Below are 13,555 nucleotides of genomic sequence, written 5' to 3' on the forward strand. Positions count from 1 at the left end.
GCGGGCGCGCACGGTCAGTCGAGGGCGAGGAGCACGATGCTCTCCGAGGCCGGGCGCGCCCTGTCGTAGCGGTCCTCCAGCCAGGCCAGTGACGCGGCGGCGAAGCGGAACTCCGTGGCCGACGCCTCGTCCCCGGGGCCGCCGCGGTCCGAGGGGCGCTCCGCTTCGGCGGCGAGGATCGCGAGGGCGAGCCGGGCCCGCCGGAACGTCCGGGCGTCGGGGCGGTGCCCGCGGCGCAGCAGCGAGACGGCGTGCTCGTCGACGGCGCGGGCCTGTTCGGCGAGAAAGCGGTGTGCCGCGGCGTCGCCACGGACGGTCTCCACCAGGCGGTGCGCCAACGGGCCGATCCGCCGGGCCGCCTGATGGGGCTCGGCGATCCACTCCCGCGGGGACCCGAGGGGGAGTTCGAAGGCCACCGTGTCCCGCTTGTCCGACGGTGTGTGATGCAGCCGGGCGGAGTACCGCGACGCCGCCAGTGACAGGGATCCGCCCACGTCGAGTGCGTACACGTCCTTGCGCAGGGCCAGGATCCGTTTCGTCGCCGCGTCGGGGCGAGGGGCCGTCGCGGCGCGGTCGCCGTCGGAGCGTCGGGCGGCCGCCCTGAAGCGGTCGCCGTCGGAGCGACTGGTGGCCGCGCTGGCGAGGTCCCCGGCGAGTGCCGTCTCCACGAGGTCCAGGTGCGGGCGTCGCTGGCGGCGCCGCTGGTCGGAGCCCGGAGCCGACAGCTCCTGCACCGTCACCTGGACCCGCTGCCAGACGCCGCTCAGCGAACGGGCCGCCTCGTCGTTCCTTCCCTCGGTCAACCTCCTGGGCAGGGAACCGAGTTCACGCAGGACATCCTCCTCCAGGAGCGTGATGAACCGGTTGCAGTCGTCGAGGTGCAGCTGACGGGCGTGCCGGGCCACGGCGTCGACCGCCGCGAGATCGTCGGTGACGCCCAGACCGAAGTCCGGGTCGAGGGCGAGGCTCTGCCGGTGCAGCGTGCTCAGCGTCTGTTCTAGGTGCGCCCACTGGGCACGGAGCGGCTGGTCGGTGTCCGTGGTCAGCCGCACCACGAGCTTGACCGCGCGCCGCACCCGCATGACCAGCACCGCCGTCCGCAGGCTCAGGGCCAGCGACGGCCCGGAGACGTCCTTGCCGACCCGGGCCTGGAGTTCGGCGGTCGTCACCCGGCGCGGGTCGAGGCGGGCGGCCCCGACCCACAGCGGATCGCGGCCGAGGCCGTCCGGCGGCTCCGCCGTCCAGACGTCGTACACCTGCTGCGGGTCCATCTCCGCCGTGTGCGGCAGCCGGAACCGGGCCGGTCCGCCCACCGTCTCGTTCACCCAGTCCACGAACGCGCGGGCGTCGCGCCAGCGCACGCCGGTCACCACTTCGTGATCGGCGGGAACGTCGGCGCAGTCGGGGCGTGCCGCTCCGTCCCAGCCGCCGCGGTCGCGCAGGAAGCGGGCGTAGGTGTGGGCGTCGACCGGGGCGCACAGCCGTCCTCCGTCGCCGGTCCGCTTGGTGCCGCGCAGCCGTCGCAGCAGGAAGACGCCGTCGACCAGCTTGCGGTGCTCGTCGTCGAACCGGGCGTCGGCGGGCGCGTCCAGCAGCCGCTCCAGGCGGGCCCGCAGCTCCGGGTCCAGCTCGTTGCCCTCCTCGGCGCACTCGAAGGCCAGGGCGAGGGCCGACACGCTGCCCGCGCGCAGACCCGCCTCCACCACCGGACCGACATCGGCTCCGGCCGCGTACAGCAGGGTGCACTCCCGCCACCAGTCGTCCTCCACGGCGTCGACCAGTGTCTCGACGAGTCCCTTCTCCCGTACGTGTTCGGCGGCGAGGTACTCCTGGATGGTGAGGTGAGCGAAGCCGTACAGGCCCTTCTCGCGCTCCACCAGCAGACCGTTCGAACTGACGTCGTCGAGGAAGGCCTCCGCGGTGAGCTGTGCGGAGACGCGCGGCAGGACCTGGCGCAGGGCCTCTTCGCACTGACTGCGGCTGTGGGTGGCGGTGCGCGCGGTCATCATCTTGAACGCCAGCTCCCGCAGGACCGTCTCCTTCTGCGCGCCGCGCGGCTGCACCACGAGCTGTTTGGCGTCGTGCCGGCGCCACAGCATCACCTGGCAGATCTCCCGGTACAGATCGGCCCGGCTGCCGGGCAGCGCGCCCCGGTAGCGGTGCACATTGGCGATCATGGTGAGGAGCAGCGGGTTCACCGTCAGGTCGTAGAGGTCGGGGTTGGCCCGCAGCCGGGTCAGCAGGTCCCCGGCCTGGTCCTCCGCCCGTGACGTGGTGTCCTCCGCGCCCTCGGGGCTCGCGTGCCGTTCGACCGCCAGGTACCAGCTGTGGATGAACCTGGCCATCTGCTCGTCGGTGAACTGCCGGGTCTGCAGGACCGTCGCGCCTTCCACCGGGGCGCTCAGATAGCCGCGGGGCCGGGACGTGATGACGTAGTCGTTGCCGGGGTACTCCTTGATCTGCCGCTCGACCCAGTTGACGACGATGCGGCGGTCCAGCAGATCCGCGACCTCGTCGAGGCCGTCCAGCAGGACGAGGCAGTCCCCGGCCTCCAGCCGTTCCTCGAACCAGCCCGGCGGTTCCTCCTGCGCGTACCGCCCGAGGCCCGACCGGATCACGTCGGCCAGCGGGAGCCGTTCGTTCGCCACGAGATCGTCGGCGACGCTGCGCAGGTACAGCAGCACGGGAACGCCACGGGTCCGCCGCTCCCTGGCCAGGCAGGCGCGGCGGGCCGTGTGCCGCAGGAGCGTCGTCTTGCCGGTGCCGGGAGCGCCGACGACGGCGAGGACCTGGCCCTGTTCGCCGTCGAGGAAGTCGGTGATCGAGCGGCGCTCGTCCGTGGGGTGGTCGGTGAGCACGTCCTCGGGGATCTGTCCCGGGGCCCGGTAGGCGAGGCTCACGTTGACGTAGACGTCGTCGAGCTCGGGCGCGTAGTGCCCGATGGTCGCGAGTCCCTTCTGCTCCATGACGCGCAGGCTCTGCGCCAGGAACTGCGTGTAGACGCGCCCGAAGGAGCTCATCCGGCGGCTGAGGGCGCTGTCGGCGCTGTCCAGCCAGCGCCGGCGGCGCATCGCCACGAGATCCCGGGCGAATCCGCCCGCGAACCGGCCCGCGGTGAGGACCACCGCGTACCCGAGGAAGAGCACGGCGGCCACCACGTAGTGCTCGCGGACCAGATCGTGGAAGAACCCGGTCAGCGCGGAAGGCGGTACGAGGAGAGCGGCGAGCCAGCCGAGTCTGGGCAGCAATTCCGCCTTGGACGCCGTCTCTTGGCGGTCCGCATCCGCAGTCATCCGTCAATTATCGGGCAGACAGGGGACGTTGGGGCTGCGGATGCGCCCAACAGGACAGAATCAGGGGCGCACGGGAGTCGGCTCCCGTGCGCCCCTCGGATCAGGCTCGGTGATCGGCTACTTGACGTTCACGCCCGCCCAGGCCGCGTCCACGGCCTTGTACTCGGCGGAGTCCGCGCCGTACAGGTCCTTCGCCGCGCTCAGCGTGCCGGTGCGCGCCGCCGCGTAGTTGGTGCTCGACGTGAAGTACGTCGTCAGCGCCTTGAACCAGATCTGCTCGGCCTTGTCGCGGCCGATCCCGGTGACCGTCGAGCCGTCCGAGGTCGGCGAGTCGTAGTCGACGCCGTTGATCGTCTTCTTGCCGCTGCCCTCGCTGAGCAGGTAGAAGAAGTGGTTCGCGATGCCGGACGAGTAGTGCACGTCGACGTTGCCCGCGCCGGTCTTCCACGCGTCGAGCGAGGCGCCGTCCTTGCTCGGCTTGTCCATGTAGCGCAGCGGGGAGCCGTCGCCGTTGATGTCGATCTTCTCGCCGATGAGGTAGTCACCGGCGTCCTCGCTGTTGTTCGCGTAGAACTCGACCGAGGTGCCGAAGATGTCCGAGGTCGCCTCGTTCAGGCCGCCGGACTCACCGCTGTAGATCAGGCCGGCGGTGGCCGCCGTGACGCCGTGGCTCATCTCGTGCGCGGCCACGTCGAGGGCGGTGAGCGGGTTCTTGTTGCCCTCGCCGTCGCCGTACGTCATGCAGAAGCAGCTGTCGTCCCAGAACGCGTTGACGTACGCGTTGCCGTAGTGGACGCGGGAGTAGGCGCCCTTGCCGTCGCCGTTGATGCCGCTGCGGCCGAAGACTTCCTTGTAGAAGTCCCAGGTCTCCTGGGCGCCGTAGGCGGCGTCGACACCGGCGGTCGCCGGGTCGTTGACCGTGCCGTCGCCCCACTTGTCGTCGGCGTCGGTGAACAGCGTGCCCTTGCCGGACGAGCCGTTCTTGAGGTCGTACGTGGAGTGGCCGCCGCGGGTGCCGTCGGTCAGCGCGTACGACGAGCCCGACTGGGTCGTGCCGATCTCGACGCTGCCGCTGTACTCGGACTCGCCGGTGCCGGTCTTGATCTCGTCGAACTGGGTGATCTTCTTGCCGGTCGCGGCGTCCGTGACGACGTGCAGCCGGCTCGGCGTGCCGTCCTTCTTGGTGGACTTCACGACCTTCTCGTACGCGAGTCTGGGCGTGCCGGTGGCCGCCCAGACGATCTTGCGGGCGCCGGACGGGGCCGCCTTGAGGGAGGCGCCGCCGGTCGCGACGTCGATCGACTTCGACGTGGCCTTGGTGACGCCTTCGCGCTTGCCGGACTTCGACTCGTGCACGACGAGGTCGCCGCCGAGGACGGGCAGGCCGTCGTAGGTGCGCTCGTAGCGGGTGTGCGTGGTGCCGTCGCGGTCCTTGACCACGTCACGGACGACCAGCTTCTCCTTCGAGTCGAGCTTCAGCTCCTTCGCCGTGGCGGCGGTCTTCGCGCTCGCGTCCTGGATCAGGTCCGCCCGGGCCGATGCGCTGAGGGCCAGTGGGGTGGCCGCGGGCGCGGAGGGCTGGGCGGAGGCGCCGGTGGTGGTCAGCGCGGTGGTCAGCAGAGCGCCGGCGGCGACGGCCGTGGCGATGGACAGGGTCGTGCGACGGGATATGTGGGGAGTCACGAAGAAAGCTCCTTGAGTGATGTGGGGGGAGTGAGCTTTGCCGTGCGGGTGGTGCGGATGATGCTTGCGGTGCGAACACTGCGGGAAAACTTTGACAGTTGAGGACCGGCTGTGTCATGTACGCGATCGCAGGTTGGCCGGAATTCGTCCGTTGAGCGAAAACTGACGCACGTATTGCGAACGGAACATGAACGGGCCGGCACGTGAACGGGCGCGCCGCCCCGGGGAGTCGAACCACCGGAGCGACGCGCCCAGCTGGGGCGGGACGGTTACGGGAACGTCAGCTTGAAGCTGTTGATGTAGCCCGTGTCCTGCGCGCCGAGGTCCTGGACCTTCAGCTTCCAGACGCCGTTGGCCGTCTCCGTGGAGGCGTTGACCGTGTACGTGGTCTGGATGTTGGGGGTCGGGTCGTACACCGACGAGTGCAGCCGGTACGCCTTCCCGCTCGGGCCGACCAGGTCGACCTGGAGGTCACCGCTCCACGTGTGCACGATGTCGACGCCGACCTTCAGGGTGGACGGCGCCTTGCCGGTGATGCCGGAGACCGTCACGGACGAGGTGACCGCCGCGCCGGGGGAGTCCGGGATGTTGACGTTGGCGTCGTTCGTGAACGTCTTGCCGGTGCCCGGGTCGCCGCCGCCGGAGCGGGCGCCGACGTTGATCGCGGCGAACGCGTCCTGCACCGCCTTGTACTCGGTGGACGTCGTCCCGTACAGCTCACCGGCCGCCGCGAGCGCACCGGTGCGCGCCCCCGCGTAGTTGGTGGTCGACGTGAACTTCGTGGTCAGCGCCTTGAACCAGATCAGCGCGGCCTTGTCGCGGCCGATGCCGGTGACGGGCAGGCCGTCGGAGGTCGGCGAGTCGTAGCTCGTCCCGTTGACGACCTTCGCGCCGCTGCCCTCGCTGAGCAGGTAGAAGAAGTGGTTGGCCGGGCCCGACGAGTAGTGCACGTCGATCGAGCCGATACCGGAGTACCAGGCGTCCTTGGACGCGCCGTCCTTGCTCGGCTTGTCCATGTAGCGCAGCGGGGTGCCGTTGCCGTTGATGTTGATCTTCTCGCCGACGAGGTAGTCGCCCGGGTCGGAGGTGTTGCCCGCGTAGAACTCGACGGCCGCCGCGAAGATGTCGGAGGTCGCCTCGTTCAGACCGCCGGACTCACCGCTGTAGTTGAGGCCCGCGGTGTTCGAGGTGACGCCGTGCGTCATCTCGTGCGCGGCCACGTCGATCGAGGTGAGCGGCTTGGTGTTGCCGCTGCCGTCGCCGTACGTCATGCAGAAGCAGCTGTCGTCCCAGAACGCGTTCACGTACGCGTTGCCGTAGTGGACCCGGGAGTACGCGCCGACGCCGTCGCCGCGGATACCGGTGCGGCCCTGCACGTTCTTGTAGTAGTCCCAGGTCAGCGCGGCGCCGTAGTGGGCGTCGGCCGCGGCCGTCTCGGTGTTGGAGGCCTGGCCGTTGCCCCAGGTGTCGTCGGTGCCCGAGTAGAGGGTGCCGGTGCCCGACGTGCCGCGGTTGAGGTTGTACGTCTTGTGGCCGCCGCGCCCGGTGTCATTGAGGGTGTACGACGATCCGGACTGCGCGGTGCCGAGCGTCACGGTCCCGCTGTACTGGGTGTTGCCGGTGCCGGTCTCGATGGCCTGCCACTCGTGCAGCTTGTTGCCGGTGGCCGCGTCCGTGATGACGTGCAGCTCGTTCGGCGTGCCGTCCTCCTGGAGACCGCCGACCACGGTCTCGTACGCGAGCGTGGGCTGCCCCTTGGCCGCACCCTGCCCCAGCCACACGACCTTGCGCGGCGCGCGGGACGCCTCGGTCTTCTTCGAACCGTCGGCCTTCGCGAGCTTCAGCGCCTGCGTCTCGGCGACGGCCGGCTTGACGTCGGCCGTCGTGTCCACGCCCTTGAGCTGGGCCTTCGACGCCTTCGTGACACCCTGCTCGGCACCGGACTTGGCGGTGTCGACGATCAGGTCGCCGCCGAGGACCGGGAGTCCGTCGTAGGTGCGCTCGTAGCGGGTGTGGGTGGTGCCGTCGCGGTCCTGCAGCACGTCACGGACGACGAGCTTCTCCTTGGCACCGAGGCCCAGGTCCTTCGCGGTGTCGGCCTTCGCCTTCGTGGAGTTCGCCGAGCGCAGCAGTTCGGCGCGCTTGGAGGGGGAGAGCTTCACGGGCAGGGCGCCCGGGTCGGCACCGCGCGTGGCGTTCGCGGTGGCCTGTGCCGCCGGACTCGCGTCCCGGGCGTCGGCCGCGGTGGCCGGGCCCGACTGGAACGCGACGGCGAGCAGGGCGGTGACGGCTCCGACGGCCGCGGCGGCAGTGGCCCGGCGTCTGTGGGAGGTGGAGGTGCTTCTCAACGCTGACTCCTTCTGCGTGGCCGCGGTGGTTGCGCGGCCAGTGGGGACCGGACGGCGGGTGGCCGTGCGGGCAGAACGCAGTGCAGGCAGTGCGGGTTTGACGCATGGAGAAGGTGCGGTGGCCGCGCGCTTCGGTGCTGTGGGGCAGCTGTGCGGCGGCCGTTGGGAAGAGTGGCAGCAGAGAGCGCCGTCTGTCAGGAGCGCGCCAACAGGTTGGCCAGAAATGGTTCGGTGCGCGGGGGGCCATGTTCGATATGCGGGGTGGGGGTGGGTGGGGTGGGAGTGGTCCGGAGGGTGGGGGTGTGGGGCGTCTACCTCGCGGTACGTCGTGGTGAGGAGTCTTGCCGGGTGTCCGGAATGGTGGGGTCCGGCTGGTGGGCGGGGGTGGGGTGTGCATGTGGGAGCGGTGGGGTGGGTGGGGGGCCTTGCTCGGCCGTGGCTGCTTTTCGTCCCCCGTGCTGGTGTTGAGGCCGCGGGGCTCTGTTGTGGGCCTCGCGTGTCGAGCGGCTGGGTGTGTGTTGAGGTTGCGGGGCTCTGCCCCGGGCCCCGCTCCTCAAGCGCCGGAGGGGCTGGATTTGCTTGAGGTCGCGGAGGCGGGCGGGGTCAGGACACCAGGCTTTCGCGCCAGGCCCGGTGCAGGTCCGCGAAGGAGCCCGTGCCCGCGATGAGTTCCGCCGGGGAGCCGTCCTCGACCACCCTGCCGTGCTCCATCACCAGGACCCGGTCCGCGATCTCCACCGTGGACAGGCGGTGCGCGATCACCACGGCCGTGCGGCCGCGCAGCACCGTGAGCATCGCCCGCTGCACCGCCCGCTCCCCGGGGATGTCGAGGGAGCTCGTCGCCTCGTCGAGGATCAGCACCGCCGGGTCCGCGAGCAGTGCCCGGGCGAATGCCACCAACTGCCGCTGCCCCGCGGAGATCCGGCCGCCGCGCTTGCGCACATCCGTGTCGTAGCCGTCGGGCAGCGCGGTGATGAAGTCGTGCGCGCCGATCGCCTTCGCCGCGCGCACGATCTCCTCGCGGCTCGCCTCCGGCCGCCCGATCGCGATGTTCTCGGCGACGGTCCCGGAGAACAGGAACGCCTCCTGCGTCACCATCACCACCCCGCGCCGCAGCTCCGCGTTGGACAGCTCGCGCAGGTCGACGCCGTCGAGCAGGACCCGCCCGTGCGAGGGGTCGTAGAAGCGGGCGAGCAGCTTGGCCAGCGTGGACTTGCCCGCACCGGTGGAGCCGACCACGGCGACCGTCTGTCCGGCGGGCAGGGTGAGGTCGAAGCGGGGCAGCACCTCGCCGCCCGTGCGGTAGCCGAAGGAGACGTCGTCGAACGCGACCTCGCGGCCCGGCCGTTCGTCGGCGAGCGCGGGCAGCGGGCGCGGCGTGCCCGGCTCCGGCACCGACGGCGTCTGCTCCAGCAGGCCCGCGATCTTCTTCAGGGACGCGGCCGCGGACTCGTACGAGTTGAGGAACATCGCGAGCCGGTCGATCGGGTCGTAGAGCCGGCGGACGAAGAGCACCGCGGCCGCCAGCACGCCCAGCGCCAGGGTGCCGCCCGCCACCCGGTACGCGCCCCACAGCACCATGCCCGCCACCGCCGTGTTCGCGATCAGGCGGGAGGCGACGACATAGCGCGCCATCTCCAGCATGGCGGTGCCGTTGGCCCGCTCGTGCCGGTGGTTCAGCACGCCGAAGTGCTCGTCGTTCGCCCGCTCCCGGCGGAACGCCCGCACCGGCCGGATCCCGTTCATCGTCTCGACGAACTTCACGATGACCGCCGCGATCGCCGACGACCGCTCCCCGTACGCCTGCGCGGCCCGCCGCCGGTACAGCCGGATCAGGAAGTACAGCGGCACGAAGGACAGCGCCGCGACCGCGCCGATGCCCAGGTCCAGCCAGAGCAGCATCGCCGTGATGTAGAGCGAGGCGAGGATGACGTTGACCAGTTCCTGCAGGCCCTCGGAGAGCAGCTCGCGCAGCGACTCGACGTCCGTCGTGGCCCGCGAGATGACCCGGCCCGAGGTGTACCGGTCGTGGAAGTCGACGCTGAGCGCCTGCGCGTGCCGGAAGATCCGGCCGCGCAGATCGAGCAGCACGTTCTGGCTGACGCGGGCGGACAGTTGGACGTACGCGTACTGGAAGGCGGCCGAGCAGCACGCGGTGAGCAGGAAACCGACGCCGACCGCGACCAGCGGACCGTAGTCGTGCGTCCGGAACGCGGGCACCGCGCTGTCGATGGCGTACGCGACGATCAGCGGTCCGGACTGCACCGCCGCCTGCTGCAGCAGCAGGGCGAGGACGGTGAGCCAGGCCGTGCGCCGGTGCGGCGCGAGCAGCGAGCGCAGCAGCACGCCCGTCGCGCCGCTCGACGTGGGCAGGTCGTCCTGGTCGAACGGGTCGCCGGGGCCGCCGGGGCCGCCGGGGGAGGGGAGCCGGACCTCCTCGTCCTCCTCGGGCTCCGTGGTCATGTCCGTGTTCGTGGTGGTCGTCATGCCCGCGCCGCCTTCCCCGTGTCGCCTGCCGTGTCCGCCGTGTCCGCCGTGTCCCCCGACATCAGATGCCGGTACTCCGCGTTCGTGCGCAGCAGTTCGTGGTGGGTGCCCACCGCCGTGACGCGCCCCTGCGAGAGCAGGGCGACCCGGTCGGCGAGCAGCACCGTGGACGGGCGGTGCGCGACGACGAGTGCGGTGCTGTCCGCGAGGACCCGGCGCAGCGCCGCCTCCACCGCGGCCTCCGTGTGCACGTCGAGCGCGGACAGCGGGTCGTCCAGGATCAGGAAGCGCGGCCCGCCCACGACGGAGCGGGCCAGCGCGAGGCGCTGCCGCTGGCCGCCCGACAGGCTCAGCCCCTGCTCACCGACCTCCGTGCCGACGCCACCCGGAAGCCGCCGCACGAAGTCGGCCTGCGCCACCCCGAGCGCCCGCTCCAACTGCTCCGGCGTGCTGTCCGGCGCGCCCATCAGCACGTTCTCGGCGACCGACGCGGAGAACAGGGTCGGCTCCTCGAACGCCATCGACACCAGCGTGCGCAGCTCCTCGCGCGGGACGGCGGTGATGTCCCGCCCGTCGAGCGTGATGCGCCCCGCCGTGACGTCGTACAGCCGGGGCACGAGCGCGGTCAGCGTCGTCTTGCCGCTGCCGGTCGCGCCGACCAGGGCCATCGTCTCGCCGGACCGGATGTGCAGATCGATGCGGCGCAGCGTCGGCTCGGAGTCCTCGGCGGCGTCCGGGTAGCGGAACTCCACGCCGTCGAAGCGGAGTCCGCCGTCCGTGCCGTCGGCATCGGCCTGCGGGCGCACGCGTGGATCCTCCTCCGCGGCGTCCATCACCTCGAAGTACCGCCGGGTCGCCGTCGCCGCCTCCTGGCTCATCGCCAGCAGGAAGCCGATGGACTCGATGGGCCAGCGCAGCGCGAGCGCCGTCGACAGGAACGCCACCAGCGTGCCCGCCGACAGCGCGCCGTCCGCGACCTGGACCGTGCCGATGACGAGGGCCGCGCCGAGGGCCGCCTCCGGCAGCAGCGTGATCACCGCGAGGATGCCGGCGAGCAGCCGCGCCTTGGCCAGCTCGGTGCCGCGCAGCGTACGGGACAGGTCACGGAAGGCGCGGGCCTGGCTGCGGTGCCGCCCGAACCCCTTGATGATCCGGATGCCGAGCACCGACTCCTCGACGACGGTCGTCAGATCGCCGACCTGGTCCTGGGCGCGGCGGGACGCCTGCGCGTACCCGTGCTCGAACCGGTAACAGACCACGATCAGCGGCACGGCCGGCGCGAGCAGGACCAGGCCGAGCCCCCAGTCCTGCACGACGAGCAGGGCGAGCCCGGCGGCGATCGTCACCCCGTTCACGATCAGGAACGTCAGCGGGAAGGCGAGGAACATCCGCACGACCATCAGGTCCGTCGTGCCGCGCGACAGCAGCTGGCCCGAGGCCCACCGGTCGTGGAACGACACCGGCAGCCGCTGCAGATGCCGGTACAGATCGGCCCGCATCGCCGCCTCCACCCCCGCGAGCGGCCGCGCCACGAGCCAGCGCCGCAGCCCGAACAGCAGCGCCTCCGCGACGCCGAGCGCGAGCAGCACCCCGGCCCCGAGCCACACCCCGCCCGGATCACGGTCCGTGACCGGCCCGTCCACGATCCACTTCAGCACCAGCGGGAACACGAGCCCCAGACACGACGCGAGCACGGCCACCACGGCGGCGCCCGCCCACCGGGCCCGCACCGGCCGTACGTAGGGCCACAGCCGCAGCAGGGTCCGTACCGCCGACTGCGGTACAGGCGCCGCGAGTTGGGACGGTGGGTCGATCCGGCCGGGGTCCGTGGTAGCTGCATCATCAGTCGCCATCAGGGGTGAGACTACGGTTCGGCACTGACATCGCCCACCGGGTTTCGGACGGCGTCCGGCCGCCGGCGTCCGAGGTCGTACCCCTCATCAACCGATCGGTTGATCCCCCTTCGAGCGCGATGGCCGATGCCCCGGCCGCCCCCGTCCGGCGACGCTGGTGCCATGACCACCACCGCCGCACCACTCATCGAGGTCGCCGGGCTGCGCAAGGCGTACGCCGGGCGGGCCGTCGTCGACGGGATCTCGTTCGCCGTCGAGGAGGGCGAGATCTTCGGGATCCTCGGGCCGAACGGAGCGGGCAAGACCACCACCGTCGAGTGCGTCGAGGGCCTGCGCGTCCCCGACGAGGGGCGGGTGCGGGTCGCGGGCCTCGACCCCGTACGCGACCACGACCAGGTCACCCGCATCCTCGGCGCCCAGCTCCAGGAGAGCGAGATCCAGCCGAAACTGACCGTCAAGGAGGCCCTGGAGCTGTACTCGGCCTTCTACCCGGACCCGCTCGACTGGCGGCCGCTGGCCGAGCGGCTGCGGCTCGACGAGAAGCTCGGCACGCGGTTCGCGGGGCTCAGCGGAGGCCAGAAACAGCGCCTGTTCATCGCGCTCGCCCTCGTCGGCAACCCGCGCGTCGTCGTCCTCGACGAATTGACCACCGGACTCGACCCACGCGCCCGCCGCGACACCTGGCAGCTCATCGAGGACGTACGGGACAGCGGAGTCACCGTCCTGCTCGTCACGCACTTCATGGAAGAGGCGCAGCGGCTGTGCGACCGCATCGCCGTCATCGACCGCGGAAGGATCGCCGCCCTCGACACCCCCGACGGGCTGATCCGCCAGGCCGCCGGGGCGACCGTCATCTCCTTCACCCCGTCCGCGCCGCTCGACGACCGCGAGCTGACGGCCCTGCCCCAACTGGCCTCCGTCGAGCACAAGGACGGCCGGGTGACCCTCACCGGCAGTGACGAGACCGTCGACGCCGTGCTCACGCTGCTCGCCCGGCACCGCATCACCGCCCACCAACTCCGCGTCGCCGACGCCACGTTGGACGACGCGTTCCTCGACCTGACGGGAGCCGGCCAGTCATGAGCACCGCCACCGCCACCCCAGCCACCCCGCGGCGCCGGCCCGCCGCCGACACCGCCGTCCTGAAGGCCGAGATCCGCCTCTTCCTGCGGGACCCCGGAGCCCTCTTCGGCGTCATGGCCTTCCCGCCGCTCCTCCTGGTGATCCTCGGCTCCGTCCCGGCGTTCCGGGAGCCCGACTCGGGCCCCGGCGGGCTGCGCCTGATCGACGCCTACGTGCCGATCACCGTGCTGCTCCCGCTCATCGTCGCGGGCCTGCAGGCCATGGCGCCGGTCCTCGCCGGATACCGGGAGCACGGCGTCCTGCGCCGCATGTCGACGACGCCGGTACGGCCGTCCGCCCTGCTCGGCGCGCAGATGGCCATCCACGGCGCCGCGGCCCTCGCCTCGTCGCTGCTCTCGCTCGCCATCGGACGGCTCGCCTTCGACGTCGCCCTGCCCGAGCAGGCCTTCGGCTATCTCCTCGCGCTCGTCCTGTCCGTCGTCGTCGCCCTGTCGCTCGGCGCGCTGGTCGCCGCCCGCGCCCGCACCCAGAAGCTCGCGAGCGCCATCGGCTCCTCCGTGTTCTTCCCCAGCATGTTCTGCGCCGGGGTGTGGCTGCCGGTGCAGTCGATGCCGCGCGTCCTCGCCGACATCGTGCAGGCCACCCCGTTCGGCGCCGCCGCGCAGGCCCTGAACGAGGCCGCCGCCGGACACTGGCCGTCCTGGATCCACCTGGGCGTGCTCGCCGCGTGGGCCGTCCTGCTGTCCGGCGCCGCCGCGCGCTGGTTCCGCTGGGAGTGACCCGATGAGCGAGGCCGCGGCCGTGCAGA

General features: G+C 71.7%; 7 protein-coding genes. 2 read left to right on the forward strand and 5 right to left on the reverse strand.

All coding sequences use genetic code 11. The features are described 5' to 3' along the window. Window positions 1-14: 14 nt before the first annotated feature. The 5 genes from ACVHNB_RS07330 to ACVHNB_RS07350 form a co-directional block, all read right to left on the reverse strand. The gene (locus ACVHNB_RS07330) at window positions 15-3,293 is read right to left on the reverse strand and encodes an NACHT domain-containing protein (RefSeq protein WP_428952215.1); all 3,279 of its coding nucleotides are present in this window, start codon (window positions 3,291-3,293) and stop codon (window positions 15-17) included. 117 nt (window positions 3,294-3,410) lie between these two features. Further along, window positions 3,411-4,976, reverse strand: a complete 1,566-nt coding sequence (locus ACVHNB_RS07335; RefSeq protein WP_428952214.1) for a M4 family metallopeptidase — start codon at window positions 4,974-4,976, stop codon at window positions 3,411-3,413. A 269-nt stretch (window positions 4,977-5,245) separates the two neighbouring features. Next, window positions 5,246-7,324: a M4 family metallopeptidase gene (locus tag ACVHNB_RS07340; protein ID WP_428952213.1), complete on the reverse strand. Its 2,079-nt coding sequence runs from the start codon at window positions 7,322-7,324 to the stop codon at window positions 5,246-5,248. Window positions 7,325-7,927: 603 nt separating this feature from the next. Next, on the reverse strand, window positions 7,928-9,811 hold the full coding sequence (locus ACVHNB_RS07345; RefSeq protein WP_456227649.1) for an ABC transporter ATP-binding protein: 1,884 nt from the start codon (window positions 9,809-9,811) through the stop codon (window positions 7,928-7,930). Continuing rightward, window positions 9,808-11,664 (reverse strand): ABC transporter ATP-binding protein, encoded by a 1,857-nt coding sequence (locus ACVHNB_RS07350; RefSeq protein WP_428952211.1) that lies wholly within the window; start codon window positions 11,662-11,664, stop codon window positions 9,808-9,810. The genes ACVHNB_RS07345 and ACVHNB_RS07350 overlap by 4 nt, the downstream gene beginning before the upstream one ends. A 162-nt stretch (window positions 11,665-11,826) precedes the next feature. Here ACVHNB_RS07350 and ACVHNB_RS07355 point away from each other — a divergent pair, with 162 nt between their 5' ends. After that, entirely contained in the window at window positions 11,827-12,747 is a 921-nt protein-coding gene (locus tag ACVHNB_RS07355) for an ABC transporter ATP-binding protein (RefSeq protein ID WP_428952210.1), read from the forward strand. Then, window positions 12,744-13,526 carry an ABC transporter permease gene (locus ACVHNB_RS07360; protein ID WP_428952209.1) on the forward strand — a complete coding sequence of 261 codons (783 nt, stop codon included), beginning with the start codon at window positions 12,744-12,746 and terminating at the stop codon, window positions 13,524-13,526. The genes ACVHNB_RS07355 and ACVHNB_RS07360 overlap by 4 nt, the downstream gene beginning before the upstream one ends. Window positions 13,527-13,555 lie beyond the last annotated feature (29 nt).

The sequence above is a fragment of the Streptomyces sp. YJ-C3 genome (assembly GCF_053891275.1).